Annotated in this window: 31 protein-coding genes; 12 read left to right on the top strand and 19 right to left on the bottom strand. The window is 60.8% G+C overall.

Annotated elements, in window-relative coordinates; all coding sequences use genetic code 11:
• Positions 1-119 precede the first annotated feature (119 nt).
• Entirely contained in the window at positions 120-1,529 is a 1,410-nt protein-coding gene (locus TNEU_RS02100) for an aldehyde dehydrogenase family protein (protein WP_012349789.1), read from the top strand.
• A 1-nt stretch (position 1,530) separates the two neighbouring features.
• Positions 1,531-3,420: an acetate--CoA ligase gene (locus TNEU_RS02095; RefSeq protein WP_012349788.1), complete on the top strand. Its 1,890-nt coding sequence runs from the start codon at positions 1,531-1,533 to the stop codon at positions 3,418-3,420.
• A 105-nt stretch (positions 3,421-3,525) separates the two neighbouring features.
• On the opposite strand, the gene TNEU_RS02090 is transcribed toward TNEU_RS02095, so the two are convergent.
• Complete coding sequence (locus tag TNEU_RS02090) at positions 3,526-4,614, bottom strand: zinc-binding dehydrogenase (RefSeq protein ID WP_012349787.1); 1,089 nt, start codon at positions 4,612-4,614, stop codon at positions 3,526-3,528.
• A 113-nt stretch (positions 4,615-4,727) separates the two neighbouring features.
• Between TNEU_RS02090 and ppcA the strand changes: the two genes are divergently transcribed.
• Genes ppcA through TNEU_RS02075 form a run of 3 tightly spaced genes read left to right on the top strand, consistent with a single transcriptional unit; the run spans position 4,728 to position 6,929 of the window.
• Positions 4,728-6,113: a phosphoenolpyruvate carboxylase gene (gene ppcA, locus TNEU_RS02085; RefSeq protein ID WP_012349786.1), complete on the top strand. Its 1,386-nt coding sequence runs from the start codon at positions 4,728-4,730 to the stop codon at positions 6,111-6,113.
• Between the two features lie 28 nt (positions 6,114-6,141).
• Positions 6,142-6,561 carry a CBS domain-containing protein gene (locus TNEU_RS02080; RefSeq protein WP_012349785.1) on the top strand — a complete coding sequence of 140 codons (420 nt, stop codon included), beginning with the start codon at positions 6,142-6,144 and terminating at the stop codon, positions 6,559-6,561.
• Positions 6,537-6,929 (top strand): CBS domain-containing protein, encoded by a 393-nt coding sequence (locus TNEU_RS02075; RefSeq protein WP_012349784.1) that lies wholly within the window; start codon positions 6,537-6,539, stop codon positions 6,927-6,929. Before TNEU_RS02080 ends, TNEU_RS02075 begins: the two co-directional genes overlap by 25 nt.
• Here TNEU_RS02075 and TNEU_RS02070 read toward each other — a convergent pair.
• The 14 genes from TNEU_RS02070 to TNEU_RS02005 all read right to left on the bottom strand — a co-directional run bounded on the left by TNEU_RS02070 (position 6,926) and on the right by TNEU_RS02005 (position 17,084).
• A complete protein-coding gene (locus TNEU_RS02070; protein WP_148682278.1) occupies positions 6,926-7,354 on the bottom strand; it encodes a CBS domain-containing protein in 429 nt (142 codons plus the stop codon). The two genes, TNEU_RS02075 and TNEU_RS02070, sit on opposite strands and share 4 nt — an antisense overlap.
• A gap of 46 nt (positions 7,355-7,400) precedes the next feature.
• Positions 7,401-7,988, bottom strand: a complete 588-nt coding sequence (locus tag TNEU_RS02065) for a hypothetical protein (protein ID WP_012349782.1) — start codon at positions 7,986-7,988, stop codon at positions 7,401-7,403.
• Positions 7,985-8,710, bottom strand: a complete 726-nt coding sequence (locus TNEU_RS02060) for a P-loop NTPase (protein ID WP_012349781.1) — start codon at positions 8,708-8,710, stop codon at positions 7,985-7,987. The genes TNEU_RS02065 and TNEU_RS02060 overlap by 4 nt, the downstream gene beginning before the upstream one ends.
• The gene (locus tag TNEU_RS02055) at positions 8,707-9,117 is read right to left on the bottom strand and encodes a hydrogenase maturation nickel metallochaperone HypA/HybF (RefSeq protein ID WP_012349780.1); all 411 of its coding nucleotides are present in this window, start codon (positions 9,115-9,117) and stop codon (positions 8,707-8,709) included. The genes TNEU_RS02060 and TNEU_RS02055 overlap by 4 nt, the downstream gene beginning before the upstream one ends.
• Positions 9,118-9,146: 29 nt before the next feature.
• Positions 9,147-9,545, bottom strand: coding sequence for a CopG family ribbon-helix-helix protein (locus TNEU_RS02050; RefSeq protein WP_012349779.1), 399 nt, complete (start codon positions 9,543-9,545; stop codon positions 9,147-9,149).
• Positions 9,538-9,855, bottom strand: a complete 318-nt coding sequence (locus tag TNEU_RS02045; protein WP_012349778.1) for a hypothetical protein — start codon at positions 9,853-9,855, stop codon at positions 9,538-9,540. Before TNEU_RS02045 ends, TNEU_RS02050 begins: the two co-directional genes overlap by 8 nt.
• Complete coding sequence (locus tag TNEU_RS02040) at positions 9,852-10,109, bottom strand: hypothetical protein (protein WP_012349777.1); 258 nt, start codon at positions 10,107-10,109, stop codon at positions 9,852-9,854. Before TNEU_RS02040 ends, TNEU_RS02045 begins: the two co-directional genes overlap by 4 nt.
• Entirely contained in the window at positions 10,096-10,611 is a 516-nt protein-coding gene (locus TNEU_RS02035) for a hydrogenase maturation protease (RefSeq protein ID WP_012349776.1), read from the bottom strand. Before TNEU_RS02035 ends, TNEU_RS02040 begins: the two co-directional genes overlap by 14 nt.
• Positions 10,611-12,527: a nickel-dependent hydrogenase large subunit gene (locus TNEU_RS02030; RefSeq protein ID WP_012349775.1), complete on the bottom strand. Its 1,917-nt coding sequence runs from the start codon at positions 12,525-12,527 to the stop codon at positions 10,611-10,613. The genes TNEU_RS02035 and TNEU_RS02030 overlap by 1 nt, the downstream gene beginning before the upstream one ends.
• 61 nt (positions 12,528-12,588) lie before the next feature.
• Positions 12,589-13,884: a (Fe-S)-binding protein gene (locus TNEU_RS02025; protein WP_012349774.1), complete on the bottom strand. Its 1,296-nt coding sequence runs from the start codon at positions 13,882-13,884 to the stop codon at positions 12,589-12,591.
• Positions 13,885-13,933: 49 nt separating this feature from the next.
• Positions 13,934-14,707: a hypothetical protein gene (locus TNEU_RS02020; RefSeq protein ID WP_012349773.1), complete on the bottom strand. Its 774-nt coding sequence runs from the start codon at positions 14,705-14,707 to the stop codon at positions 13,934-13,936.
• On the bottom strand, positions 14,704-16,020 hold the full coding sequence (locus tag TNEU_RS02015) for an NADH-quinone oxidoreductase subunit B family protein (protein ID WP_012349772.1): 1,317 nt from the start codon (positions 16,018-16,020) through the stop codon (positions 14,704-14,706). Before TNEU_RS02015 ends, TNEU_RS02020 begins: the two co-directional genes overlap by 4 nt.
• Positions 15,992-16,630, bottom strand: coding sequence for a hypothetical protein (locus TNEU_RS02010; RefSeq protein ID WP_012349771.1), 639 nt, complete (start codon positions 16,628-16,630; stop codon positions 15,992-15,994). Before TNEU_RS02010 ends, TNEU_RS02015 begins: the two co-directional genes overlap by 29 nt.
• On the bottom strand, positions 16,617-17,084 hold the full coding sequence (locus TNEU_RS02005; protein WP_012349770.1) for a hypothetical protein: 468 nt from the start codon (positions 17,082-17,084) through the stop codon (positions 16,617-16,619). The genes TNEU_RS02010 and TNEU_RS02005 overlap by 14 nt, the downstream gene beginning before the upstream one ends.
• Before the next feature lie 69 nt (positions 17,085-17,153).
• Between TNEU_RS02005 and hypE the strand changes: the two genes are divergently transcribed.
• The 7 genes from hypE to TNEU_RS01970 are packed head-to-tail and all read left to right on the top strand — an operon-like array spanning position 17,154 to position 23,629.
• Entirely contained in the window at positions 17,154-18,185 is a 1,032-nt protein-coding gene (hypE, locus tag TNEU_RS02000) for a hydrogenase expression/formation protein HypE (protein WP_148682277.1), read from the top strand.
• On the top strand, positions 18,179-18,751 hold the full coding sequence (locus TNEU_RS01995) for an MBL fold metallo-hydrolase (protein ID WP_012349768.1): 573 nt from the start codon (positions 18,179-18,181) through the stop codon (positions 18,749-18,751). The genes hypE and TNEU_RS01995 overlap by 7 nt, the downstream gene beginning before the upstream one ends.
• A 20-nt stretch (positions 18,752-18,771) precedes the next feature.
• Complete coding sequence (gene hypD, locus TNEU_RS01990; RefSeq protein WP_148682276.1) at positions 18,772-20,052, top strand: hydrogenase formation protein HypD; 1,281 nt, start codon at positions 18,772-18,774, stop codon at positions 20,050-20,052.
• Between the two features lies 1 nt (position 20,053).
• Positions 20,054-20,401 carry a HypC/HybG/HupF family hydrogenase formation chaperone gene (locus TNEU_RS01985; RefSeq protein WP_012349766.1) on the top strand — a complete coding sequence of 116 codons (348 nt, stop codon included), beginning with the start codon at positions 20,054-20,056 and terminating at the stop codon, positions 20,399-20,401.
• Complete coding sequence (gene hypF, locus TNEU_RS01980) at positions 20,394-22,640, top strand: carbamoyltransferase HypF (RefSeq protein ID WP_012349765.1); 2,247 nt, start codon at positions 20,394-20,396, stop codon at positions 22,638-22,640. The genes TNEU_RS01985 and hypF overlap by 8 nt, the downstream gene beginning before the upstream one ends.
• A complete protein-coding gene (locus tag TNEU_RS01975; protein ID WP_245521971.1) occupies positions 22,630-23,328 on the top strand; it encodes a hypothetical protein in 699 nt (232 codons plus the stop codon). The genes hypF and TNEU_RS01975 overlap by 11 nt, the downstream gene beginning before the upstream one ends.
• Positions 23,329-23,332: 4 nt before the next feature.
• A complete protein-coding gene (locus TNEU_RS01970) occupies positions 23,333-23,629 on the top strand; it encodes a hypothetical protein (RefSeq protein ID WP_012349763.1) in 297 nt (98 codons plus the stop codon).
• Here TNEU_RS01970 and TNEU_RS01965 read toward each other — a convergent pair.
• The 4 genes from TNEU_RS01965 to TNEU_RS01950 are packed head-to-tail and all read right to left on the bottom strand — an operon-like array spanning position 23,621 to position 25,754.
• Complete coding sequence (locus tag TNEU_RS01965; RefSeq protein WP_012349762.1) at positions 23,621-24,292, bottom strand: ABC transporter ATP-binding protein; 672 nt, start codon at positions 24,290-24,292, stop codon at positions 23,621-23,623. The two genes, TNEU_RS01970 and TNEU_RS01965, sit on opposite strands and share 9 nt — an antisense overlap.
• Positions 24,273-24,857 (bottom strand): hypothetical protein, encoded by a 585-nt coding sequence (locus tag TNEU_RS01960; RefSeq protein WP_012349761.1) that lies wholly within the window; start codon positions 24,855-24,857, stop codon positions 24,273-24,275. The genes TNEU_RS01965 and TNEU_RS01960 overlap by 20 nt, the downstream gene beginning before the upstream one ends.
• On the bottom strand, positions 24,838-25,149 hold the full coding sequence (locus tag TNEU_RS01955) for a PDGLE domain-containing protein (protein WP_012349760.1): 312 nt from the start codon (positions 25,147-25,149) through the stop codon (positions 24,838-24,840). The genes TNEU_RS01960 and TNEU_RS01955 overlap by 20 nt, the downstream gene beginning before the upstream one ends.
• On the bottom strand, positions 25,146-25,754 hold the full coding sequence (locus TNEU_RS01950; protein ID WP_012349759.1) for an energy-coupling factor ABC transporter permease: 609 nt from the start codon (positions 25,752-25,754) through the stop codon (positions 25,146-25,148). The genes TNEU_RS01955 and TNEU_RS01950 overlap by 4 nt, the downstream gene beginning before the upstream one ends.
• Positions 25,755-25,796: the final 42 nt, after the last annotated feature.

Raw genomic sequence — 25,796 nt, 5'->3', positions numbered from 1 at the left:
CACCGCGCCGACAGCCCTATTTAAAGCTTTTTAGAATATTCATAATGTTAAATAATTACAAAGATTCTCATATATATTGTATGTAGAAAAGCTTTTTAAAAAAGAGAGGTGGGCGCCATATGACAAACCTAGTGGTGGTTAATCCAGCCACCGAGGAGGCAATCGCCGAGCTCCCACAAGCCACGAGAGAAGACGTGAGGAGGGCCATAGACGCCGCGTGGGACGCCTTCGCCAGCTGGTCGGCTCTCCCCCTGAGGAAGAGGACCCGCGTCTTGCTGAAGACCGCCGAGCTTGCCGAGGCCGCCAGGGAGGACCTCCTCAAGACGCTGGTGGCGGAGTCAGGAAAGCCCATCAGAGATGCGGAGGCGGAGATCACGAGGGCGATAGACATCTTCCGCTCCAGCGCGGAGGAGGCCAAACTGATCCTGGAGGGGTCCGCCCCCAGGGTAGACGCCTACGAGTACCCAATCGGCAACGAAAACAGGCTCGTGGTGGCCGTGAGGGAGCCCGTGGGCGTCGTCGGGGGGGCCCTCAGCTACAACAACCCCGCCTCCACCTTCGCCCACAAGGTGGCCCCCGTCATCGCGGCGGGGAACACAGTCGTCGTGAAGCCCTCCTCCTACACCCCCCTCACCGCCCTCAAGTTCCTGGAGATTATGAAGAGGGCTGGGGTGCCCGAGGGGGTGGTAAACGTGGTTGTGGGCAGCGGGGAGGAGGTCTTCGACGAGCTTATCCAGAGCGACAAGGTCGCTGGGATAAACTTCACCGGTAGCACAGCGGTAGGGCTACAGGTGGCGGCTAAGGCCGCCTCCAGGGGGAAGAAGTTCATGATAGCGCCAGGGGGCTCCGACCCGGCCGTGGTGTTTAAAGACGCCGATTTAGACGCGGCGGCTAGGATCGTCGCCAGAGCCCGGTACGAAAACGCGGGCCAGAACTGCAACGCCACCAAGAGGGTTTTCGTGGAGCGGGAGGTCTACCCCAGGTTCGTGGAGCTCCTCCTCGGCTATGTGAAAGCCATAAGGGTGGGCGACCCCATGGACTACAGCACGGACATGGGGCCCCTCATCTCCGAGAAGATAGTGAAGGCCATGGACGGCGTAGTGAAAGACGCCCTTGAGAAAGGCGCTAAGCTGGCGGCGGGGGGCAGGAGAATGAACAGGAGGGGCTACTTCTACGAGCCCACCGTCCTCCTCTTCGACGGCGACGCCGAGGCTAAGGCGCTTAGGGAGGAGGTCTTCGGGCCGGTTCTGCCCGTGGTGCCCTTCGAGGGGGAGGAGGAGGCCGTCCGCCTCGCCAACGCCACCCAGTACGGCCTACAGTCGGCCGTCTTCACCTCGGACTACAGGAAGGCGCTTAGGGTGGCGAGAGGCATAAAGGCGGGGGCGGTCATGATAAACGAGAGCACCAGGGTGAGGTTCGATGCCCTTCCCTACGGCGGCGTTAAGATGTCGGGCTTCGGCTGGAGAGAGGGCGTGAGGTCGACCATGATATACTACACAGAGCCCAAGTTCCTCGTCTTCGGGCTTTGATATGTCCGCGGAGTTCGTAGAGGTATACAGGAAGTCGCTGGAGGACCCCATCGGCTTCTGGGAGAAGCAGGCGGAGAGGCTGTACTGGAGGGAGAGGTGGGAGAAGACCTACGACGACTCCAACCCCCCCTTCTACAGGTGGTTCGTAGGCGGCAAGACCAACATCTCCTACAACGCCCTAGATAGGCACGTTAAAGGCGGGAGGGCCAACAAGGCGGCGTTGATCTGGGTCTCGGCAGACGGCGCCACCAGGGTGCTCAGGTACTGGGACCTCTACAGGGAGGTCAACCGCTTCGCCGTGCTTCTGAAGAGCCTCGGCGTAGAGCGGGGCGACAGAGTGGCGATATACATGCCGATGATACCCGAGGCCATGGTGGCGATGTTGGCCGTGAACAGAATAGGGGCTGTGCACACGGTGGTCTTCTCCGGCTTCGGCCCCCAGGCGCTCGCCGAGAGGATAAAAGACGCCGAGGCCAAGGTGGTGATAACCGCAGACGGCATGAGGAGGCGCGGCAGGGTGATCCCCCTGAAGCCCACGGTAGACGAGGCGCTGAAGATAGTGGGCAACGACATATTCACGGTGGTGTACAAACACACGGGGGTCGAGGTCCCCATGAAGCAGGGCAGAGACCTCTGGTGGCAGGAGGAGATAGCCAAGATCCCCCCAAACACCTACATAGAGCCCGAGTGGGTGCCCGGGGAGGCGCCGCTCTTCATACTGTACACCTCCGGCACAACCGGCAAGCCGAAGGGCATACTCCACCTACACGGCCAGTACATGGTGTGGATCTGGTACGCCTTCAACCACCTCACCGGAGCCGAGAGGGACTTCAGAGAGGACATAGTCTTCTTCTCCACAGCAGACATAGGCTGGATCTCCGGCCACCACTACGGCGTCCACGGCCCCCTCCTCAACGGCCTGACCGTCCTCTGGTATGAAGACGCCCCCGACTACCCCCACCCCGGCATCTGGTGGGAGATCGCCGACACCTACAAGGTCACCCACATGTTGTTCTCCCCCACCGCCATCAGGCTGTTGATGAAATACGGCGACGAGTGGCCCAGGAGGTACAAGCTAGACAGCATAATGGCCCTCTACCCCACCGGCGAGGTCCTCAACGAGGAGGCCTACAACTGGATGAGGCGGGAGGTATGTAGGGGGAGGCCCGACTGTCAGATAGCCGACATATGGGGCCAGACCGAGACCGCCTGCTTCGTCACAGCCCCCGGCTCCATGAACCTAGGCGGCTTCCGCTACAAATACGGCTCGGTGGGCATGCCCTACCCCACCCTCAACCTGCAGATCCTAGACGACGATGGGAAGCCGCTTCCGCCCGGCGCCAAGGGACACGTGGTGGCCAAGCCTCCGCTGCCCCCCGCCTTCCTACACACCCTGTGGCGCGACCCGGAGAGATACGTCAAGTCCTACTGGTCCCGCTTCCCAGGCTACTACTACACCGGCGACCTCGGCTACATAGACCAAGACGGCCACCTCCACATAATGGGCCGCTCCGACGACGTGATAAAGGTGGCCGGCCACAGGCTCTCCACCAGGGAGGTGGAGGACATACTCACCAGCCACCCCGCCGTAGCCGAAGCCGCCGTGGTGGGCGTGCCAGACGAGGTCAGAGGCGAGGTGCTGGGGGTCTTCGTGGTGCCCAAACAAGGCATGAAAATCACGGAGGAGGAGGTGGTTAAACACCTCAGGAACTCCCTCGGCCCCGTGGCGGTCATTGGAAAAGTCGCGATACTGGATAAGCTCCCCAAGACCAGGACAGGCAAAGTCATGAGGAGGGTGCTGAGGGCCATGGCCACCGGGCAACCCGTAGGCGACCTAAGCACCCTAGAAGACGAGGAGGCCCTGGAGGAGCTAAGGAAAAAACTCGGCTAAACACCGCCAAACGTCTTTAACACGTTTTTGAAAAAGCCTTTATCTATTACGTCAACGCCTTTCCCAGCGGCTGTTAAAAAGGGTAGGCCCCATGGGGGCCGGCCGTTAGGGTACGACTAGAGGCCTTATGGCTTTGCCGCTTCTCAACGCCTCCACCGCCTGGTTTATCTCCTCCAGCCTGTAGGTGGGGCCGGCCAGCTTTTCCGGCTTTAGAAGACCCCTCTTCACCATGTCTACAACAGCCGGCAGATCTACCCTCGGCCTAGCGCCGTAGCTCCCCACTATCTGGATCCCCCCACGCACCACCCTGGCGAGGCCCAGGGGGGTTTTGTGGCCAACCGGCATGAGGCCCACCAGCACCACCCTCCCGCCGAGCGCGGCCATGTCCACGGCCATCTGTATCGTGTCGTCGTTGCCGACGGCCTCCACCACGACGTCTGCCCCCCTGCCCTCCGTCAGATCTCTCACGGCCTTCACCGGGTCCCCCTCCCTCGTGTTCACCACCTCCGCCCCCAGCTCCGCAGCCACCTTCAGCTTGTCGGGGTTGCGGCCTACGGCGATGACCCTCGCCCCCACGGCCTTGGCCACCTGCACCGCCGAGAGCCCCACGCCCCCGGTCCCCACCACCACAACGGTGTCGCCGGGAGAGACGGAGCCGGAGTTCACCACGGCGCCGTACGCCGTCAAGAAGGCGCAACCCAACATGGCGAGCTCCTGCCTCCCCCTAAGCCCCTCGGGGAGCTTAGCCACCGCCGTGGCGGGCACCACCGACGCCTCGGCCCACGTGCCGCCGAGGAACGCCCTCACCTCCTCGCCGCTCCTCTTCCTAAGCCTTGTAGTGCCGTCTAGAAGCGTCCCCTTTAGCCTAACCTGGGCGAAGGTCTCGCAGAGGTTCTCCCTCCCCCTTACGCAGTTTCTACAGCGGCCGCAGGGCCAGACAAAGCTCGTCACCACCCAGTCGCCCGGTTGCAGGCTCTTGACCCCCGGTCCCACCTCCTCCACCACGCCCACGGCCTCGTGGCCGGGGACCACCGGGGTGGGCACGGGGGTGGCCCCCTCCAGCACGTAGAGGTCGCTGTGGCAGACCCCCGCCGTCTTTATCCTCACAAGCGCCTCCCCCTCCCGCGGCCTCTCGACGTCGAGATCCTCAACCTCCAGCGGCTTGTTGTACTGGTTTAGCACAGCCGCCTTCATGCCAGAGGTGTTTTACATAGTTTTAAAGTTTTACAGTTGAAATGTTTTTATAATAATAATTTGTGGAATTTAAAGTGGAGTAACGCTTATAAGTAGGGTTAATCACGCAGATAATGATCCCCCGCCTAATGTGTACACAGCACCCAGACGCCACGGTTAAGGTAACGGCGAGCGAGGAGGTAGACGAGGCGATCGTGGCGTATACAGCATACGGATGCGACGAGGTCATGATCGACTACGAGGGCAAGACCACGCCCTACGCCCAGCCCAAGGACATCACGGTGAAGGCGCACGACTCCGGCCTCCCACTGGGCGAGAAGTTCTACCTCACGCCCAGGATGCCCAACCCCAGGCTGGAGGAGTTCGAGAGGTCTATGCTGACGCTGGAGGCTGCCATACTCGCCAACTATTTCTCGGCCAAGCTCACTGGTAGGCAGGCCATCAGGTGGGTGGTTTTGCCGATGGTGGCGGACGTGGAGACCCTCGGCCTCGTCTACAGGATGCTTATCCACAAGACCGAGGCCTACACCAGGGAGACCGGCGTCAAGCTGGAGCCGCCCGAGCTGATACCGCTTATAGAGGACGCTGTGGCCCAGCTCAAGGCCGACGAGCTCATCGGAGGCCTGCTCAAGCAGATGTCCCAACCGCCCCGCTACCTGAGGCTCTTCCTGGGGAAGTCCGACTCCGCCGTTAAACACGGCCACATCGCCTCCGCCCTAGCCATAGTCGCAACGCTTTCGAAGGTGAAGGCGGTGGAGAGGGAGCTGGGCGTCAAGATATACCCGATCCTCGGAATGGGCTCGCCCCCGTTTAGAGGCGCCATAAACAACCCCACCCTCTCCCACCTGGAGGTGATCCAGTACGCGGGCTACTACACTGCCACCATACAGTCCGCGGTGAGGTACGACACGTCGTACGACGAATACACACGGGTGAGGGAGTCCATACTAAACGCCTGTTGCCTACCCAGCAGAGATATAGATACGCCCGAGGTGGAGGGGCTGATAACGAAGGCCTCCTCCACCTACAGATCCCTCATTGTGAAATACGCAGAGAGGGTGGTGCAGGTGGCGAGGCTCGTCCCCGGCACAAGAGACAGGGTGAGCTGGGCCGTCTACGGCAGAAACATCACAGCCGAGGACAGGGTGGTGAACATGCCAAGGGCCATCGTCTACACCTCCACCTGGTACGCCATGGGGCTCCCGCCCATATTCCTCGACGCTCCCACCGTCGTGGAGCTGGCCAAGTCCGACCAACTCGACGTGGTCCTCAGGGCGTTGCCCACCCTAAAGAGGGAGTGGGAGTACGACGCCCAGTTCTTCGACCCCCAGACGGCGGCTAAGTACACCTCCGAGGAGCTTGTCAAGACCGTCCAGGAGGCCATGGACTACCTAGGCATAAACGCCAGAGCCAGCGGCACCTACCTATCCCTCCTCAGGATGAACCGCAACGAGTCTAACATACTCGCCATGGGCAAATTTAGAAAGTTCCTGGGGTAGATTTATAAAGTAGGGAATTATACAATATATGGATAAGGTGGGGAACTACATAAGGCGGGAGCCTATCACGGTTCCCCCGGGCGCCACGCTGAGGGAGGCCGTCAAAATTATGGCGCAATACAACGTCGGCCTTGTGGTGATAGCAGATCAAGCGAGGAGGCCCGTGGGGGTACTATCTGAGCGCGACATCATAAGGGCTGTGGCCGCCGGCAGAACGCTAGACGCCAAGGTGGAGGAGGTGGGCACCGTGGGCAACATCCTAACGGTCAAGAAAGACGAGGACATCTACACGGCTATCAAGGCCATGCGCAGCCGCGGCGTGCGCCACGTAGTGGTGGTAAACGAAGACGGGACGGTGGCCGGCGTCCTCTCCATCAGAGATCTGGTAGAAGACCGGGCGCTGAAGACGCTTGGAGATAGGGCATGGTGGCCGCCGCCAGAAGAGTAGCCGACTTGGTGAAGAAGGAGCCCATCGTCGCGTTGCCGACGGAGACGCTGGTGGAGGTGGCGGAGAAACTCGCGACGAACAACATAGGCGCTCTGGTGGTGGTGAACCCCCAGAACACCAAGAAGCCGGTGGGGATAATCACGGAGCGCGACGTCGTGAGGGCAATCAGCATGCACATGCCCCTCTCCACCCCCGTCGAGGCCTTCGCCTCTACCGACCTCATCACGATAGACGAAGACGAGCCGGTGGGGAAGGCGGCCGAGCTCATGCTGAAGTACAACATTAGACACCTCATCGTTGTGAACAAGTTCGGGGAGCTGAGGGGCGTCGTCTCGATTAGAGACGTGCTGAGGGCCCTCTACGGCTAGTCAGCCGCGGGTAGGTTCTCCACGGGCTCCGCGGCCTCAACCAGGCTTTTTAACACGTCCTGCTCAGCGATTAGATCCCTGATGGAGATAACGCCGTATAGGCGGCCGCCTCTTGTCACAACCACATGTCTCACGTTGTGGTTCCGCATAGCCCTAGCCGCGTTCTGCACCGGCTCCTCAGCATCTACGGCGACCACAGGAGAGGACATGACGTCTCTCACCGGACGCGATAGGTCTAGGCCGGAGGCCACCGCCCTTATCACATCCCGCTCGCTCACGACGCCAAGTATACGCCCCGGGTCCCCCGGGTCCACCACCACCACAAGCCCAACCCTCGCCTCGGCCATGAGCTTCGCCGCCTCTCTTATGGAGGCCGTCTGGGCGACCGTCACAGGCGGTTTCCTGGCTATGTCCCCCGCCTTCATAGGAAACATCCGACTCTAGAATTTAAAGATTTCTAGCGAATTATAATTATCTGCAGGTTACGTACTGCACTATCCCGTTTAAAACATCTCCAATCCTCTTCATATAGGTGACCACGTAGCTCCAGCCGCCCCCCACCACGACGTAGAGTATGTACCTCCCGCCCCCCGCGGGGTTTACGGCGGCGTAGACCCCCTCGCCCCCCTGAGGCGACCCCGCCGTAAGCACAAAGCCGTCGACGGCCATCTCCAGGTCGGCTATCTTCACCACCCCCCTCCTGCAGTTCTCCCCGGAGAAGCCCAGAGACACGTGGAACTCTGCGCGGGGAGGCTCGGGGAAAGACAGCTCCATAAACGCCCTTGAGACGTCGGCTACTCCCCTCGCCGTGAGGTGGTACCCCTCGCCGGATACTCCAACCGCCCACCTAGCCGTGTCCACATAAACCCTCACCTCCCCCTCCTCGTACACCCTCCTCGCGGCGTGGCCCCCCGGGAGGGGCTCCACCTGGACCGAGCCCGACCTGTAGTACGCCTTCCCAACCTCGTAGCCGAGGCCGACCAGCTTGTTTAAGAAAGCTGGTACGTCTATCTCCGTGCCGTATATGGCCCAGAAGTAGTAGGAGGCGCCGTAGCTCACAGCCCCGCCTTGAGGAGCTCCCTATACGCGGGCCCCCTATATTCGCCGATTCTCCCAACGTAGCTCTCCAGCTCCGGGTCTATGGGGAGCTCCACCAAGGCCGCCCCCAGCCGCTCCGCCAGCCGCCTCGCATCATCTCCTCTGCCGAATGGGTACACCCTACCCCCGCCGCACTCCACATAGGCCATGTTTAACACGAGGGCAGCCGGCTTCGCCCCCCTCTCCACGAGGTACTCAGCCAGGTGAGACACCACCTTTACAGACATGGCGGAGGGCGTAGACACAAGCACAGGCTTGAACCTGGCCACCCTCTCAAGCGCCAGGAGGGCCTCGCCCATGCCCGGCGGCATGTCCACCACAACCCTATCAACGCCGCGGAGGTCCGCGAAGGCGAGGATGGCCTCCACCACGCCGCCCTCGTTAGCCCCCGGAAGAACCACATACCTATCTCCAACCACACCGCCGAGGCTAAACAGCTTAACTCCCCCCACCTCGAAAGGCCTAATCCCCTCCTTCTCCACCTCGTGTAGCCTCCCAACCACGCCGAAGAGCCTCGGCGTAGACATGCCGAATATGTCCAGATCGACCAGCGCCGTGTTGCCCCTCCCCACAGCCAGGAGAGCCGCCACGGTGGACTTGCCGACGCCGCCCTTCCCGCTCATCACAGCCACCACCTCCCTGCCGCGGAGGTTGTCCCTAGCCCTCTCCAGCAGGGGCCTCATATCGTCTCTATCTCCTCCACCTGTATTGCGAGATCCGCCTCGATGTCGTGGGAGCCGCACCTGGGGCATTTAACAAAGGCCGGCAGAAGCTCGGGAACGAGGTGGAGCGGGTACTCCTCCCCATATTTCCCAACCAGCGCCTCGATCTGGGACGAGACCTCCTCGTGGCCGAATACGTATCCACACGCCCTACATCTGTACCTTGGAGACCTCACCTTTACGTCTAGGGTAGCCTTCTCCAGCCTAGAATCCATCTTCAACATGTCGAAAGCCTCCCGCAAGATGGAGAGGTCCAGCTGCGATACCACCGGCACCGAGAGGACAACCCTCTTCACCTCGGCGTTGTGCTCCCTAGCCCACCTGTCCACCGTTTGGACAACCGAAAGCGCGAGAGACCACTCATGCATAGGTAAAAAACGTCTGGTCTATTAAAGTATTACAGCGCCTCCTTCGGGACGTTGATAACCTTTAAGAAGCGGATACCCCTCCCTATCCTGGAAATCCGGGAGGTCAGCTCCCTAATCCTCTGGCCCTCGCCCACTGCGTGGATAACCTCCATACAGTTCCTTTCGTCTAGATGCACGTGTGTGGTCACCCTAATCACGTCGTTGAAGTCGTGCTGAACCTCAGTCAAGTGCTTCGCCACGTCCCCCACCTCGTGGTCGTAGACGATGACCACGAGGGAGGCCACAGGCGTTTTAGAGGCCTCGCCGATCTTCTCGGCGATGACGGAGGCGATGAAGCGGGAGCGGTTGACCTCGCCGAGCTCCGTCATCAGCCTCTCCATCTCCTTGTACAGATCGTCGTCGAGGACGATGGAGATCCTCTTAACCATGGCCCAGCACCGACGACACGGCCTTGCCGATGTCCACAAGGGCGTATCTATCCGCCTCGGCGTCGTAGAAGAGAAGCGCCCCGTCGGCCCCCCTCAGTATGTAGAACCTAAGCTCCTGGTCGTGCCACACGTTAGGCATAAGGGAGCCAAACATGGAGATGAGCTCCCCAGCCGCCTTGGCGTAACACACAGCCGGCTTCCCCCGCGACACGCACTCGAGATACATCTTCCTAATCCCCCTCAGCCCCTCCAGTATGGCCTCAATCTTCAGATCCCTAGGCGAAATCCCGTCGTCCATCCTAAACGTCATACCACCCCCAGCTGCCGCTTCACGGCCTCGAGCAACTTCGCCGGGTCCACACCGGCCTCTAGCCGCCGCGCCTCCCCCAGGTTGGTCAGCTGCCTATACAGCACATCTCCAACCGCCTCCCTGAAGGCCTCCTCCACAGGCCTCGTGAGAAAAGACGCCAAGTCCTCCACAGGCTTCAACGCCTCCTCCACGGGGCCGAGGAGCTCCCTCTTCAAAAGGCCAAGCGCCCTCCCCAGCTCCCTAAACTCGCTCATACTTCAGAGCTCTCCGGTAGCAGTTTTTAAACTCTTCCACCACGTCCCCCCCGACCTTCAAATCTACGCCGAACTGCCCCAGCAACTTCCTCAGCTCCTCAACCGCCGTAGACACCGCCTTAATCACCTCCTGAGACGGCGGAGAAAGCGGGTCAAGAGTCTTAGGCCCCACCGCGATCAGGTAGGCCTTCGGGTCCCGCCCCATCGCCCTAAGGTAGCCCACCAGGAGAGAAGGCGGCGCCCTGTGGGCATCCACAAGCCTAGTCTCCCTAAGGGTAAGAGAGCCCTCTATCCTCTCGACGGCCACAGCCCCCGGCGGAAGCCTCACGTCTATGTCGAGGAAGACCAAGACGTCGTAGTCGGCTAAAGTCCCCAAAACCCCAATGCCGTGGGCGTTCCCGTCAAAAACAAAATCGTTGTACTGGGAGAGGGCTTGCGCCAGACAGCTACCAAAGCCGTCGTCCCCGTAGACTACGTTGCCCAACCCAACAACCAACAGCATTAAATGGCGCAGGCATTCCAGATCACCTTCTCAATCACGTTCATAACTCTGCCCCCTTCGCCCTTGGCCTCGAAGTGCACCGCACAGGCGAGACATGGGTCGAAGCTCCTGATTGCCCTCACCTGGTCGAGGCCAGTCCACTGGTCAGGCGGAAGCTCCTCCGTCACCACGCTGTTCCTTACAGACATCTCGAAGGGCCCGGCGCACTGGCCCTTCCACGGGTCAGTACAGCGGTTATTAGACGGGCTGACGTTAGGCGTCGTCGGAGCCTCGTACTGGTAGTTCACGATCCTCCCGCCCTTCTGCACGAGCCAGTGCATACAGTTGCCACGCGGCACCTGCCACCAGCCGAAGCTGTAGCTGAAGTCGGGCCACTTGCCGTAGCTCCACGGCCTAGAGGTCTGTATCTTGCCGGCGTTCACCAGCTGTAGGCTATACAGCAGGTTGGCCCAAGCGATGGCGTTCACCACGGCGAGGTGAACCGCGCGGGCCAGCAGACGTTCAAACGTCGTTGAGTACTTGGGCAGATTCCACGTAATGACGAGCTCGTCCTTGGTGCCGGGCGGCAGGTCGGGCGCCTCGGTCCCGCCGGGGAGATAGATCTTCATCTGGCTACCGTTGGACTCCCAGGCCTTGAAGCCGGCCAGCTCAAACTTCGTGGCGTGTAGCGTGTCAAGCCACAGTTGCGAGATGGGGCCGGTCTCAATAGGCGCGATGCGGCCGTCCTTAAGCACAAGCCTAGGCTCAGCCGCCCAGCTATACTTCTCAGCGAAGTTGATGGCGCCGGGCTTCGGGATAGTGGTCCTATTCCACATGTGGTACTTGAAGAGCTCTGTTCCATTTACCAACGGCCGGCCGATGGGGTCCTCCTTTATCCAGCCGGTGGGCGGCGCCACGTTGCTCTTCACCCAGTCCTCGTAGAAGGAAGAGTCGGCGAACTCCACATAGCCGAGCTGGATCTCCGTCGGGTTCTTGCTGTATATATCGTGGCCGATGGCGAAGCCCGGCTTCTCCCCCCTCGCGTTGTAGGCCTGGTCAAGCCTCGCGTAGAGCTCCCTCCAGTCGCCCTTCGCCTCGTCGGTTATGTTGCTGTACACCTCGGGGTCGTCTGCAAAACCGCCGGCGAGCATCACCGGCGGGTCGTGGGTCTTGCCTTGGGTAGTGGCGTAGGGCTTACCATCCGGCGTAGTTACGTGGTCGCGGTAGAACTCGTAGAGGTCCTGCCAGATAGCCCAGACGAACTTAACCCAGGCGGTAAGTTGCGAAAGCCTCGCATAGTACTCCTGGATGAGAGACGGCAGATTGGAGATGTCCGTCGAAATGCCCGCCGGAATCAACGTAGACGGGTGGGAGTGTCTGCCGTAGATCAAGACGCCGGCCTCCCTCGCGATCCTCTGGTACTTCACAGTCAACTGCCATATCCTGCCGGTGATGGGGTTCAGATCCTTCATGATATCTGCAATCGTCCGGTATCCGTGAATGGCGGAGTACTGAGCCGGCGTCTCCTGGGCGATCTTCCACACCGACGGCGTCAGCTTGCTGACGATAGCCTCGCTGTAGTCCGGCCCCTCCAACATGTTCAAAATCAGCGGGTGGTCGTAGGTGTAGTCGGTCATGGCGTAGGCCAGAGTCCTCAACACGTTTCCCATGGGATACGGCGTCATTCCGGCGGCTACGTCGCATGCCCTCACAGACGCGTTGGCGTGGGCCGCGCCGCAGACGCCACATGTACGAGAAACTATGTGGGGAGCGTCCTCGGGTGGCCTCCCCCTTAGGAAGACCTCGAACCCGCGGAACATCATGACGGTAGTTCTAGCCGTCTGCACAGCTCTGCTGGCCGAGTTTATCTCGGCGTATAAAGCTAGATGTCCCTCAATACGCGTAATGGGGTCAATCCAGATCTTTACCGTAGACATAGGACAATTCGAAGGGGGCTTTAAAAAATCTAGTTTTCTCAACTGTGAAAAATTAAGGGCATTACTCCAGGGCCTCGGCGACTAGGTCTACGATGTGTACTACCTTGGCATTTACGCCGTAGAGCTGTGTGCCTAACCTAATAGTTTCTATACCGACTGGGCAAGCGGTGACGACAACCTCCGCACCGCTCTTCCTCACGTCGTCCATCTTCCTCCTTATGGCCTTCTTATAGGCATCTTCACTCTTCTCTACAAATTCCTTCTCCCGGGCGCTCAACATCCCCCATATGTCCATCCCCAGGAGCTTGCCCATGGCCATGTGCATCTCCTTCGTGAGACAGTTTATGCCATCTCCGCCGCCACAACAAAGGCTGTTAGCTCTGTTGTGAGGAAGATCGCGGTAGTCGGTAAACGCCTCCAGCACCTCCCTCGGCTCCTCAAACACGCCGGCCCTCCTCCCCAGCTGGCACGGGTCGTGCCAGGTCACCTTGGCCCCCGTCTTCTTGAGCTTCAGCTTGCCCTCCCTGAGGTACTCGGCGAGGAGCTCCGTGACGTGGTAAACCTTGAAGCTGAACTTCCTCCTCAGCAGGTTTGTAGCCTCGAACCTGAGGTTGGGGTATACGAAGCCCCCGTCTATCGTGACGAGGATCTGCGGCGAGATAGACTCCGCGTACTTCACCACATCTTCCACCGCCGCCCTCTGCGCCGCCGGGTCTCCCACCACAGCCCCAATGGGCGGCCTCACGCCCAGCGGCCGCGACGGGATCGTGAAATCCTCGCCCACCCTCTTCAAGATCTTTATGGTGTTCAACACCGTGTCCCTCATCAGCACCACGTCCATAAACGAAACCATGAGGAGGACCCGCGCCCCCTTCTTGTCCACCGGCGCGCCCAGCTTAGCGGCCTCGGCCATGAAGGCATCCCACACGCCCTTGACCGACGGGTGCTGTAGATACTGGCCGCTCCCCTCGAAGCCCGCAAACTGCTTCATCAAAGTCGGCGCTACCCCGGCAGAATACAGCGTCTGCTTCAGGAGGCGCACCATCGCTCCGCTGTCTATGCCGAAGGGACATGTCACATAGCAGTGGCCGCAGTTGGTACACCTATAGGCAAACTCCAGGATCTTCCACATCTCGTCCTCGCTCTTTGGCATCCTCGCGCCGACGAGGCGGCCGAAAAGCCTACCCGATAGCGTATACCTAGCTCTGAGCATCTCCCTCAAGAACTCAGCCTTCTCCACAGGGCTGTACCGCTCATCTACGTAGAAATAGGGGCAGGAGGGGGCACATGCGGCGCACCCTACACAGTTTTCAAAATAGTGGAGCGTAACAGAATTCAGCTTAGGCACCGCAAGCATGGGTAGAAGTGATGAGAGTTAAAAAAATACAGTTTTCATAAAAGCGAAATTAGTGGGCCCCCCGCTTTATAACAACGTCGTACCACTCGTGGAGCTTCCCGTACCAGTACCCCCACACGAAGTGGAAGAACTTGGTAAACGGCCACACGGCCACGAACAAGGCAGAGGCGGCTATGTGGAGACCAAGCACCAACCTGTAGTTCTCGATGCCCGGCGGGTAGTGGTGGGCCGCAAGCCACCCAGTCACCACGATGACGAAGAGTAGAGGCCATATGAGGAGATCGCCCACGCGGACGTTCTTAGCGCCGTGGGCCTTCTCCCAGAGCTTCTCAACGATCTTGTAGCCAATGCCAATCAGCGAGAAGATGGTGAGGACGTCGCCGTTTAGTACCACAGTCAGCGGACCCCATATGGGGCTAACTCTGATCTCTCCCCCTATGGGAGATGTCACAGTTAGAGCTCCAGTTATTGAGCTTATTGGAAGCGCAAAAGGCCAGAGCAGGGAGTAGAACGGTATAAATGCCGATAGATATGCCACGTGTTGCGCCAGTAGGAATATCAGGAGGATAAGGCCTACGAAGTGAAGCGCCAACAGCCCAGCAAAGAAGTCGATTGGCTTTGTCCTAATATTGAATATTATGGGGTTGAGGAAGGTCATGACTAGCCCCTTAATCTTCGCCCCAGCCCCGGTGCTTCTGTGTACATAGACGCCCTTCTGGTAGAGGAAGACGTAGCGCAGTATTCTGTATGCGGCTCCGAAGGCGAAAATCACCAACGCAACAGGGAAGAAGACCCAGAGAGCTAGCTCAAGTAGCTCCTTCATTTCTTCTCCTCCTTGGGCTTAGCCGCCTTTGAGGCTAGGTATGCTCCGGCGACGCCAAGTAGAGCGGCGCCGCCCAGCGCAACCCCCAGCGTCTCCGTCGTCGGCAACCTAGGCGCGTTGAGCGGCGCGTAGAAGGGCTCGAAGGCGTCGGTGAAGCCCGGCATGGTGCAGCCAATGCAGACGCCTCCCGTCCTCGTAGGTCCGCCTATGCCGCTGACCCAACCCACCTTGTTCCACGGGCAGTTGGATATCGGCCCCTTGCATCCGACGCCGAATAGGCACTTGTAGTCGCCGGCGCCCGGGTAGGGCCTTAGGTCGCCAGCTGCGTAGGATGCGGCGCGTGGACACTGCTCATGAACTGTGTTTTCAAATATGAAGCGCGGCCTGGCGTACTGGTCTAGGAAGGCCTTTCTCTCCAGGACGTCCGGCTTAAGCAACCCGGCGGCGACAAGCGTCAGAAGCGCGAGGGTCCTCAGTATGCCGTTGCCGTTTGCGGGGCAGCCGGGCACCGCCACGGCGGGCTTCATAGTCTTGAAGTCGGGCACGCCGCCTTCGTCTATGTACTTCCTAAACGGCTCCACCTCAGGCTGGAAGTAGTCGATGTGTATCATGCCCTTTATACCCCTCACCGGGTCGTCGAACATGCCGACGGCGCCGGTCGGCGATGGGGACCACGTGGGGAACTTGAAGCCGGGCGGGGGCTCCAGCACCTTGTTCGCCACGAGGCCGCCGTAGGCGGCGCAGTTGCCTACTGCCACTACGGCGAGTGCGTTCTTGAAGAGGAGCTTCGCCCAATCTGTACACGTCCTGTGGCCCACTAGGCAGTAGTAGCCGCCCTTCTGCTCGATGTTTGTGCCGGATATTCCGTACTCCTGCGGGAAGCTCCCCTCCAGAACCAACACGTACGGCCCGTATTTGCCCTCCGCTATCTCCTCAAGTATTTTCATCGCATCGCCGGGCGGCGGCTGGGTCTGGAGGTAGTTCTCTAGGATCTTGTGGTCGGCCACGTCTGTGGCCTCCTTCACGTGGTAGGTGCCCCACTGGGGCATCACGGTCTCGTGGAATATCAGCCGCACTGTGCCGGGGCCCACGAGAGGCGTCGTGCCGAGCAAGACGTCTAGGAGGGACGGGTCTGTGGCCTGGATAACCGCGGTTGTGTTGCCGGCGCAGTCCTGCGCCTCGAACCAAACGATGTTTACAAGGCCGTCCTTCACAGCCTCCCCCGCCGCTTTTACAAGCGCTGGCCAGTTTAAAGCGGAGAGGGCCGCCGCTAGGGAACCCGCCCTAAGTACATCGCGTCTTGTTATCTTCATGTCTCCCCTCCCCCCCACTCTTAATAAACACCTTTTTCACGTTGGAGAAAATTTCCGCCATGCGTGTGCAGTCGGGCAGCAGCTCGTAGCTCCCGCCGTTGCAGAGCCTACAGTGGGCCGCTACTATGAACCCGTTGCCGAGGACGTAGGACCCCTCCTCGGTGTCGACGCGGCAGGGCCTGCAGAACTCCAGCATTATCTTCGCCACGAGTCTCTCGGCAACGGTCCCCTTGTAGCGGTAGAGGTTGCCGATGTCTAAAAGCTTGGCCACCTCGGAGAACTTCTCCAGCGGGATGTATTCCAGGGCGACCGAGCCGCAGACCTCGTCTATGAGGTACTTAACGGCCTCGGGGGGCTCGCCGTAGTGCCTCGCCAGCTCGCCCAACGCCGCGGTGTCTCCGGCGTAGGCCAGGGCGATCAGCCCCTTGTCGGTTACGTAGAGCTTTTCGTCTCTCTCCGCGAGGAAGCCGAGGGACAACAGCTTGTTTGTCCTCCTCCAGGCGGTGGCCAGGGGGAGCTTGACCTCCTTATATATGCCGTAGAACTTTGCCCCCCTCTTGTAGAAGGCGACTCTCAGAATGTCCAGGTCCTTCTCCTCAAGCCTGCACATAGAGCTCCTCCGCCCTCTTCGCCAGCTCCTCCGCGCATTTCTCCCCCTCGGGCGAGAGACCGACGACGGGGTCGGGCCTCGGCGGTTCGCACTCCACGACGTATATCTCGTCGGTGGGCCTCCCCAAGACGCTGAGGCCGATGAGGAGGTCTTCCAGCGAGATCCTCCCCTCCAGCGAGGGCCTCAGGGCGTCGTTTATCTCCAGGGGGCTGCCGAAGCTCCTCGGCGTGAACTTGTACACCTCCACGGCGCCGGGTCTGCGGCCTCTCTGGGCGGCGCCCACCAAGATCAGCTTCTCCGGCTTCAGCTTCATGAGCTCGTCCACCATCGTGAAGACGTCTCCCGACAACTCCACCGCCTCTACCCCCCGGCCGCGGAGCAGCTCCCCAGCCCTGAGCCCAACGGCGCAGTCGCCCTTAAAAAGATAGCCAATGTAGCCGACTAAGACGCGCATATGTATCACTTCGAACGGGCATATATCCTTTATCCTTCTACGTTTTTAAATAGGGGGTTGTGGCCCCTTGTGATTAAGCTGTCTCACGGCTCCGGCGGGGTGGAGACGTCGGAGATCGTCGAAAAGCTGTTCCTCAGACGTCTGCCCGAGGGGCTTAAGAAGGTGGCGGGGGGGCTTGGGCTCGACTTCCCCGACGACGCCGCCGCCATACCGATGGCCGACGGGCGGTACCTCGTGGTGACTGTGGACGCATATACTGTCAACCCGCCGTTTTTCCCCGGGGGGGACATCGGGATGTTGGCGGCCTCAGGCTCTATAAACGACGTGTTGATGCTGGGGGGTAGGCCCCTGGCGATGCTGGACTCCATAATCGCCGAGGAGGGGCTCCCCTACGAGACGCTTGACAGAGTGGTCAAGTCCTTCCTATCCGTACTCGAGGCGGAGGGCGTGGCCCTCATAGGCGGGGACTTCAAGGTCATGCCCAAGGGCCAGCTTGACAAGATCGTCATTACGACGGTGGGGATAGGGGTGGCGGATAGGATCATCGTGGATAAGCCGAGGCACGGCGACAAGATCGTGGTGAGCGACTTCGTGGGGGACCACGGCGCCGTCATCCTCATGCTTCAGATGGGGGACGTGGACAAGCCGGAGCAGCTACAGCTTAAGAGCGACGTGAAGCCGCTTACTAAGCTCATGGTGCCGCTGGTGGAGAAATACGGCGAGTACATCCACGCGGCTAGGGACCCCACTAGGGGCGGCCTCGCGATGGTGTTGAACGACTGGGCTAAGGCCGGCGGCGGCGTGATTGTGGTGGAGGAGGAGAGCCTCCCGGTGAGGCCGGAGGTGGCGTCGTACGCCGGGATGCTCGGCATAGACCCGCTCTACCTGGCGAGCGAGGGGGCGGCCGTCCTGGCGGTGGACCCCGCCGTCGCCGAGGAGGTGGTGAAGTTCATGAGGGGGCTGGGGTTCCAAAACGCGCGGGTGGTGGGCGAGTTTAGAGAGGCGAGGCAACACAGGGGATACGTCCTGCTGAAGACGGTGGCGGGCGGGCTTAGGATTCTGGAGCCTCCCAGGGGCGACATCGTGCCGAGGATATGCTGAGGCTGCTGTTTAGGGGGGTGGCGGTGGTGCGGCGGGACTACGCCGGGGTTGAGATATCGGCGGGCGGCGACTCGCTCTGTATAGACGTGTTGAAGCCCGCCTGCAGACACGTCCTCTACACCCACCTCCACCCGAGGCACTACGGCGGCGCCGGCGGCCTGGCGCCCCCCGCGGTAAAGCCGGGGGATAGGCTTGAGCTGGGGCCCTTCGCCGTGTCCGTAGTGGAGGCGTACAACGTCACGAAGCTGGTGGGCGGCGCCCCGGCGCATCCCAAGGGGACGGGCGTGGGGTACCTAGTGGAGGCGGACGGCGTATCGCTGTACCACCCGGGGGACACCGACCTCATCGGGGAGATGGCGAAGATTAGGGCAGACGTCTTCCTGGCGCCCATCGGCGGAGACGGCACCATGACGGCGGAGGAGGCCGCCGAGGCTGTCAAACTCATTCGTCCAAAGATCGCGGTGCCTATCCACTTCGAGGGGGCGCGGCCCTACATCAAGTTTAGAGACATCTCCCAGCCCTACACGCAGGTGGTGCATCTGGAGACCTCCCCCTCAAGCTTTTAAATAGAATCGATCTCTAGGTCATGTCCTGCCTATCTCTGAACGAGTTTCCTGGCCCAGCGCCCTCCATCGACTGTTTCAACTGTTCTATGATGCGTAAGGAGATGGCCGCCCTTGAGCTGGCCTTTAGGCGGAAGAGCAAGATCACGGGCATGCTGGTTCAGTACATCAGGAAATACGCCGAGGAGCTCAAGAGGAGGGATGGGGACTACGTATACAAGATCATGGACTTCTGCGGCACCCACGAGTGGACCATCGTCCACTTCGGCCTCAGGAGCGTCCTGGAGATGGCTGGTGTGGACAACGTGGAGCTTGTGGCGGGGCCCGGCTGCCCCGTCTGCGTCACCCCCTCCTACTACCTAGAGGAGGCCATCAAGCTGGCCTTTGAGGGGGTGGTCGTGTATACATACGGAGACGTCTTCAGGCTCCCGGCCCTCCAGAGGGTGAGGGGGGCCAGGTCGCTGGCTGAGGCTAAGGCGATGGGGGCCGACGTGAGGCTTATACACACCTTCCTCCACGCGGCTATAGACGCCAAGAAGCACAACAAGCCCTCCCTCTTCCTGGGCATAGGCTTTGAGACGGTGGCGCCTGGCTACTCCGAGGCCATCCTGAGGGGGCTCGTGCCTCCCAACCTCAAGCTGATGTCTCTGGTCAAGCTGACGCCTCCCGCCATGTTCTACGCGCTGGATATGGTAAAGGAGAAGCCCACCGACTACCCCATCTCCGGCGTCATAGCGCCGGGCCACGTGTCTACGATCGTCGGGGGGAAGGCGTGGGCCCCGGTGGCTGAGCAGTACCGCATCCCGGTTGTCGTCTCGGGCTTTGAGCCAAACGACGTCTTGACGGCGGTTGCGGAGATACTGAAGCAGATAAAAAACGGGGAGCACAAGGTGGTGATCGAATACACGAGGGCTGTCAAGTGGGAGGGCGACCTCAAGGCCCAGTCCTCCATCAACACCGTGTTTGAGACCGTGGATACGGCGTGGCGCGGCATCGGCTACATCCCCAAGAGCGGCCTCGCGCTGAGGGAGCAGTTTAAGCAGTACGACGCCTTCGCACACTTCGGAATTCCGGATCTAACGCCGGAGAGGTGGCGGTACGATCTGCCGCCCGGCTGTAAATGCGCCGAGGTCAACCTAGGCAAGGCCAAGCCCACCGACTGCCCCCTCTTCATGAAGGCGTGTACGCCCGACCACCCCGTCGGCCCCTGTATGGTGTCTGTGGAGGGGACGTGCGCCATCTGGGCGAGGTTCGGCGGCGGGGGGCTTGCGCTGGAGGTGGCGAAGGAGGTTGGGCTGGCTTAGTATGTGTTGGGCGGTACCCTCCGTCGTTAAGAGGATCGAGGGCGGCATCGCCTTCGTGGACCCGGGAGACGGCGTTGAGAGGCCGGCGGTGGTGGGAATAGAGGAGGGGCAACTCCAGGTGGGCGACCTGGTGATGGTCCACGCGGGGGTGATAATTGCGAAGGTGGACATGGAGTCGCTGAAGGAGAGCATGGAGATGTGGAAGCAGATGGCGAGGGAGCTGGCCGCCTCCACGGGCGAGGACCCAGACGCGGCGGCTAAGGTGATCGAGGAGGAGATGTGGAGGGTGTTGAAGATCGCCGAGGAGGTTAGGCAGGGGGTGAGCCGGGGCTTGAAGGAGCTTGCCTAAGGCGTACCTCATACACATATCTGGCATAGTCCAGGGGGTCGGCTTTAGGCCGTACGTCAAAATCCTAGCTGACCGGCTGGGCCTCGGCGGCTATGTGAAGAACCTCGGCGGGGGGGAGGTGGAGATATACGTCGAGGGGGAGAGGAGCGGGGAGTTCTTGGACGCGCTTCTAAACGGGCGGCCTAAGGCCATCTACATCGAGGAGGTGAAGGCCGTGGAGGTGGAGCCCAGGGGGGCTAGGGCGTTTGTCATCGAGAAGAGCTCGGAGGAGGTGCAGACGCCCTCCATGATCCCCCCCGACTTGGCCATATGTGAGGACTGCCTCAGGGAGGTGTTGGGGGGAGGCGGGAGGCGGGGGCGGTACCCCTTCAACTCCTGTAGCTTCTGCGGGCCGAGGTTCTCCGTCATCAGGAGGTTGCCCTACGACAGGGAGAACACCAGCTGGTCGGCTTTTCCGATGTGTGAGGAGTGCGCCAGGGAGTACAGTAGCGCTGAGGTGGGCGGCGTGAGGCGCTTCTTCTACCAAGGCATCTCCTGTAGAAACGACGGGCCTCGGCTCACGTTGCTCGACTCAGCTGGGAGGCCGGTGGAGGCGGAGGACCCGATATCTGAGGCGGCCCGCCTGGTGGAGGAGGGCCGCATCGTGGCTGTGAAGGGGGTCGGGGGGTTCCACATCTTCGCCCTCGCCAGCGACGACGGGGTCGTGGCGGAGCTTAGGAGGAGGAAGAGGAGGCCCAGCCAGCCCTTCGCAGTCATGGCGCTCGACCTAGAGACCGCGGGGCGGCTCGTCGTGGTCGACGGGGCGGCCGCGGAGCTACTCACGTCGCCTAGGAGGCCGGTGGTCCTGTTGCCCAAGAGAGACGGCAGCCCCGCCTCTCCCCTGGTCTCGCCCGGCCTAGACAGGGAGGGGGTTTTCCTCCCCTACACGGCGCTCCACTACCTCCTCCTGTCGGAGATTAGGGATAGGTTCGCCATAGCCACCAGCGGGAACATACACGGCGAGCCCATGTGTACAGACCGGAGGTGCGTCTTGAGGCTGGGCGTGGCCGACTACGTGCTGGACCACGACCTCGAGATCGTCCACAGGGTGGACGACAGCGTGGTGAGGTTCACGGCGGGTAGGCCCGTGTTGCTGAGGAGGGGGAGGGGCTACGCGCCCGTCTGGGTGAAGATGCCCCTCCGCCTCGGCAGAGCGGCCGTGGCCTTCGGCGCCGATCTGCAGACGGCGGGCGCCGTGGGGGTTGGGGACAAGGCCGTCTTGACCCAGTACATCGGCGATCTAGACAGCTTCAGAGCGCTTGAGGACCTCGACCGGGAGCTCCGTTGGTTGGCCCAGGCTTATAGGGCCGAGGCCCCGGCCCTCGTCTGCGACCTAAACCCGGCCTACAGCTCCCACAGGCTGTGTAGGGAGTGGGCTGGGGAGCTAAACGCCGAGGTGTACACAGTCCAGCACCACCACGCCCACGCGCTAGCCGCCGCGGCCGACGTAGGCGTGGCCGAGCCCTTCCTGGCCGTGGCCATAGACGGCGTGGGGCTTGGAGAAGACGGCGCGGCGTGGGGGGGCGAGGTGCTCTACGTAGAGGGGCCGAGGTACGAGCGGGTCCGCCACCTGACCTACGTCCCCATGCCGGGGGGCGACCTCGCCGCCGTGAGGCCGGCCCGGATGGCGCTGGCCTACCTGTTTAAACACTTCGGCGAGGACTGGGGCCTCGTGGAGAGGCTGAAGCTGGCCGGGAGGCTCCCCGGCGGCTTAGCCGAGGCCCAGATCGCGGCGAGGGAGATCAAGAGCCCCCGGATATACACCTCCAGCGTGGGGAGGTTCCTAGACGCGGTGGCGGCGGCCCTCGGCGTGGCGTGGGAGAGGACATACGAAGGCGAGCCGGCGATTAGGCTTGAGGCGGCTGCGTCCGGCGGGAGGCTTCTCCAGCTCGACGCGGAGGACCAGGTGGAGCTGTTCGGCCGCCTTGTGGAGCTTTACCTAAGAGGCGCCGATGTAAAAGACCTTGCATATACAGCCCAGTATAAGCTGGGGCAGATCCTCGGCAAGTGGGCTTGCGAGACGGCGGAGAGGAAGGGCGTAAGACATATAGTGGTCGGAGGCGGAGTTGCCGTAAATGATTACATAATCGCCGGGCTGGAGTCGGTATGTGGAAGAGCGGCTCTCCCGTCGAAGACGCCGCCTGGCGACGGAGGCATAGCCCTCGGCCAGCTGTACTACCTTGCCCACCTTGGAATATAGGTTGCTCTGCGGCGGCATCCCCCTCCGCTACGAGGGCGGAGACGGCGAGGTTAAAAACAGCGCGTATAGATTAGCTGAGAGCGGGGGGACGGTAGAAGTTGAAATAGACGGGGCAGTGGTCAGCTTGAAAGAGGCGGTGGTGATATGCGGCGTGGGGGACAGCCGCGTGAGACCCGGCATCTACCTAATCGACGTGGCGCGTAGATGGGGGCTCCCCAAGTTGTTAGGCAGGCTCTTGAGGCGGGGCGTTCCGCCGGACAGAGCCATAGATAGAATAGATAGAAAGCTAGCGGCCACAGCCGCGTTGAACCAAGAGCCGCTTTCAAAAATTAGGCTGGGCGGCGACGAGCCCCATGTCGCGTACTATTCAGCGAAGTGGATAGCCGGGGCGTTAGAGGGGATTCTCTTCTTCGGATGGAGGGGAGACGGCGGCATTTATGAATACGAGCCCCTGTATTTTAGATATAGAGACGGCGAGGTGAAAGAGGTATATATCAGGCTCCACTACATACCTGCAAGAATTCCCCCTGCCGTAGTTGCTTTAAGAGATCCCTTCAACCCCAAGAACCACTTCCTATTCCCAGCCCCCGGCGGCAAGCCAATAGATAGATTCAACGTCTCTTTTGGCTTGCCTAGAGAGCCGCCGGAGAAAAAAGTAGTGGGTTATATATTTAAAATTCCGATGTAAAAACATGGCGCTCCGCCTTTTAGCCCAGAAGGGGGGCAAAATATATACATACGGCGAGAAGATATATATATACGTAGAAGAGACTTGGCTCTCTTTAAATTTACGACTGCTTATATGGAGAGTTGGCGAGAGGCCGCCGCCTAGGGCAGAGCTTATTGCAGAGGGAGAAGAGGCAAAGGCCATAGCAACAGAATTTGCACAACTTCTTGAAAGATATACAGAGGCGAAAACTATGAAAGGCACTGCGAAAGAGGCGCTTATGAGGAGTATTAAGGAGAAAACTCTCTATGTCTTAACATAGCTTTCTACGCGGCGTATATGGAGTGAGCTTCCCCTCGCGTAGTTTATAAACAGAGTCTGCAAGTCTGACGGCAAGTTCTTCGTCGTGTGTGGCAATTACCGCAGAGACGCCGCCGGCTTTAAGTTTCGCGAGATAGTTAACTACAACTTCGTACGCGTCTTCGTCTAGGTAAGTCGTCGGCTCGTCCAACAGGAGTAGCCTAGGCCTGTGGGCGGTGGCGGCGGCCAGGGAGACAAGCCTCTTCTGCCCCCCGCTGAGCTTGTAGGGAGGCCTATCTAGGAGGCCCTCTATGCCGAGGGCCTTTGCCGCCTCCTCGGCGAGCTTAAGCCCCTCCTCTCTGCCGTAGATCCTCACGGCCGTGTAGGCGATCTCGTCCCTCACAGTGTGGTTGAAGAACATGTCGTCTGGGTTCTGGAACACCACCCCCATCTGCCTCCTAGCCGCCTGGAGCTGCCCCTCCAGGGGCTCCCCCATGAAGTACACCTCCCCCCTCCGCGGCTTGAGGAGGCCGGCCAGCACCAGGAGGAGGGTTGTCTTGCCCGAGCCGGTGGGCCCCATCACCGCCACGAACTGACCCTCCCCAACCGATAGGCTAACCCCCGTCAGCACGTCCTCCGAATAGCCGAAGTAGACGTCGACGGCCTTAAGCACTTCGCGCCTCATAGGCCATCCTCAGGCTTACCCCCCTCTGTATGCCGTATAGCAAAACGTCGCCTACAGCCGCCGCCACAGCCCTCTTGTCCTCGCCCCTAGCCTCCTTAGCCGCCGCTATGACCACCGCCGCCCTGCCAATGGCTATGACGGACAGCGGCATAAGCTCGAACATACGCCTCAAGTCCCCCCTCAGCCTGAGGGACCTCACGAAGCCCCACCAGCCGGTGAGGAGAAGGCCTCCCGTGGCCGCCGACGCCGCGGAGACCGTCCTCGTCACGAAGAGGAGCGGGTCTGTCCTGCTGGGGAGCAGGCCTAGGGCGGCCGGTAGGGAGACCAGCCCCGAGAAGAAGAGGGAGAAGAAAGCCGCTAGAGCCCACGGCTTCACCTCCCTAGCCGCGGCGGCGAAGAGAAGGCCCAGGGCGAAAAACGCCGCGGCGGTGTGGACCGAGGGGGAGAAGGAGGCCGCCGCGGTGGAGACGAGGAGGAGGATAGAAAAGGGGGTGTTTTCCACCCTGGGCGTCCTCTCAAACGCCGCGACGGCCTCAGTAATATCTTCAACGAGTTTTCTTAACACGTCTAGCTACCAGCCAGAGGGCTATAAATATTGCGAGGCCTATATACGCCGATATGATGTAGCCAAGCCAGTCGGGAAGCCCCGGCACCGTGTAGTCCTTCAGTGGGGTCCAGTTCATCTGGTCGCTGACGTCCTGCAGTATTACCTTGTGCAACGTCTCGTTAGCCACTTCGTTTATCATGTCCGCGGCCACGTCAAGCGGCTCGTGGTAGCCAATCAAGTTGGCTAGCCACACGCCGAACACCGGCGACACAAGCGCCATCAACGCCAGGAATATGTACAGCTTCTTCATACCCTCACGTACTGGGGAGCCCTCCTGAGCAGGTACTCCACCACGGCCGCCGTTATAACCCCCTCTACTATGCCCAACAGCGCGTGCCACGTGGTCATCACAGGCACGCTGATTGTCCAGGCGTAGGGGAAGTAGGGGCTCACACCGATCTCAAACCCCGCCGCCATCCCCGCCACGGTGATGCTAGCCCACCCAGCCACAGCCGCCGCAAGCGGCTTGTTGTATCTGGAGAGTAGCCTCCACGCCGCCCAGCCCACAAGCGGCGCGACCACGCCCATGTTTATCACGTTGGCCCCAAGCGTTGTGATCCCCCCGTCGTGGAAAACCAACGTCTGCGCGAGGAGGACGAGGAGCAACACGAAAAACGCCTCGAAGGGCCCCAACATAATAGCGGCGAGCGCCCCGCCGACGAGATGGAGAGAGGTCCCGCCGGGGATAGGCCAGTTAAACATCTGCGCTATAAAAATCGCGGCGGCTAGCCCAACCACAACCTCCAGGTTTTTCCCAAGCGCCGCCTTCCTATACGCAAAAAAGCCGTAGATTAACATTATCGCCCAGGTCACGCCGGCCGAGATGGGGTCTAGATACCCATCCGGTATATGCATAAGAGGGTGATTTCGCACCTATAAATACTTTCATTGTAATAA

It is taken from the genome of Pyrobaculum neutrophilum V24Sta, from assembly GCF_000019805.1.
Classification (GTDB): domain Archaea; phylum Thermoproteota; class Thermoprotei; order Thermoproteales; family Thermoproteaceae; genus Pyrobaculum; species Pyrobaculum neutrophilum.
Note: the sequence above shows the minus strand (reverse complement) of the source record. Positions and strands in the feature narration are given on the sequence as shown.

What these genes read in the sequence shown, in the direction of transcription:
- TNEU_RS02095 (WP_012349788.1), top strand. Translation starts at nt 1,531, where the DNA reads ATGTCCGCGGAGTTCGTAGAGGTATACAGGAAGTCGCTGGAGGACCCC.
- TNEU_RS01950 (WP_012349759.1), bottom strand. Translation starts at nt 25,754, where the DNA reads ATGCATATACCGGATGGGTATCTAGACCCCATCTCGGCCGGCGTGACC.
- TNEU_RS01995 (WP_012349768.1), top strand. Translation starts at nt 18,179, where the DNA reads ATGCTGAGGCTGCTGTTTAGGGGGGTGGCGGTGGTGCGGCGGGACTAC.
- TNEU_RS02010 (WP_012349771.1), bottom strand. Translation starts at nt 16,630, where the DNA reads ATGTGCAGGCTTGAGGAGAAGGACCTGGACATTCTGAGAGTCGCCTTC.
- TNEU_RS02080 (WP_012349785.1), top strand. Translation starts at nt 6,142, where the DNA reads ATGGATAAGGTGGGGAACTACATAAGGCGGGAGCCTATCACGGTTCCC.
- TNEU_RS01965 (WP_012349762.1), bottom strand. Translation starts at nt 24,292, where the DNA reads ATGAGGCGCGAAGTGCTTAAGGCCGTCGACGTCTACTTCGGCTATTCG.
- TNEU_RS02030 (WP_012349775.1), bottom strand. Translation starts at nt 12,527, where the DNA reads ATGTCTACGGTAAAGATCTGGATTGACCCCATTACGCGTATTGAGGGA.
- hypD (WP_148682276.1), top strand. Translation starts at nt 18,772, where the DNA reads ATGTCCTGCCTATCTCTGAACGAGTTTCCTGGCCCAGCGCCCTCCATC.
- TNEU_RS02075 (WP_012349784.1), top strand. Translation starts at nt 6,537, where the DNA reads ATGGTGGCCGCCGCCAGAAGAGTAGCCGACTTGGTGAAGAAGGAGCCC.
- TNEU_RS02015 (WP_012349772.1), bottom strand. Translation starts at nt 16,020, where the DNA reads ATGAAGATAACAAGACGCGATGTACTTAGGGCGGGTTCCCTAGCGGCG.
- TNEU_RS02020 (WP_012349773.1), bottom strand. Translation starts at nt 14,707, where the DNA reads ATGAAGGAGCTACTTGAGCTAGCTCTCTGGGTCTTCTTCCCTGTTGCG.
- TNEU_RS02050 (WP_012349779.1), bottom strand. Translation starts at nt 9,545, where the DNA reads ATGGTTAAGAGGATCTCCATCGTCCTCGACGACGATCTGTACAAGGAG.
- TNEU_RS02005 (WP_012349770.1), bottom strand. Translation starts at nt 17,084, where the DNA reads ATGCGCGTCTTAGTCGGCTACATTGGCTATCTTTTTAAGGGCGACTGC.
- TNEU_RS02025 (WP_012349774.1), bottom strand. Translation starts at nt 13,884, where the DNA reads ATGCTTGCGGTGCCTAAGCTGAATTCTGTTACGCTCCACTATTTTGAA.
- TNEU_RS02060 (WP_012349781.1), bottom strand. Translation starts at nt 8,710, where the DNA reads ATGAGGCCCCTGCTGGAGAGGGCTAGGGACAACCTCCGCGGCAGGGAG.
- TNEU_RS02090 (WP_012349787.1), bottom strand. Translation starts at nt 4,614, where the DNA reads ATGAAGGCGGCTGTGCTAAACCAGTACAACAAGCCGCTGGAGGTTGAG.
- TNEU_RS02100 (WP_012349789.1), top strand. Translation starts at nt 120, where the DNA reads ATGACAAACCTAGTGGTGGTTAATCCAGCCACCGAGGAGGCAATCGCC.
- TNEU_RS01955 (WP_012349760.1), bottom strand. Translation starts at nt 25,149, where the DNA reads ATGAAGAAGCTGTACATATTCCTGGCGTTGATGGCGCTTGTGTCGCCG.
- TNEU_RS01970 (WP_012349763.1), top strand. Translation starts at nt 23,333, where the DNA reads ATGGCGCTCCGCCTTTTAGCCCAGAAGGGGGGCAAAATATATACATAC.
- ppcA (WP_012349786.1), top strand. Translation starts at nt 4,728, where the DNA reads ATGATCCCCCGCCTAATGTGTACACAGCACCCAGACGCCACGGTTAAG.
- TNEU_RS02070 (WP_148682278.1), bottom strand. Translation starts at nt 7,354, where the DNA reads ATGAAGGCGGGGGACATAGCCAGGAAACCGCCTGTGACGGTCGCCCAG.
- TNEU_RS02035 (WP_012349776.1), bottom strand. Translation starts at nt 10,611, where the DNA reads ATGCTGTTGGTTGTTGGGTTGGGCAACGTAGTCTACGGGGACGACGGC.
- TNEU_RS02055 (WP_012349780.1), bottom strand. Translation starts at nt 9,117, where the DNA reads ATGCATGAGTGGTCTCTCGCGCTTTCGGTTGTCCAAACGGTGGACAGG.
- TNEU_RS02045 (WP_012349778.1), bottom strand. Translation starts at nt 9,855, where the DNA reads ATGACGTTTAGGATGGACGACGGGATTTCGCCTAGGGATCTGAAGATT.
- TNEU_RS02040 (WP_012349777.1), bottom strand. Translation starts at nt 10,109, where the DNA reads ATGAGCGAGTTTAGGGAGCTGGGGAGGGCGCTTGGCCTTTTGAAGAGG.
- TNEU_RS01985 (WP_012349766.1), top strand. Translation starts at nt 20,054, where the DNA reads ATGTGTTGGGCGGTACCCTCCGTCGTTAAGAGGATCGAGGGCGGCATC.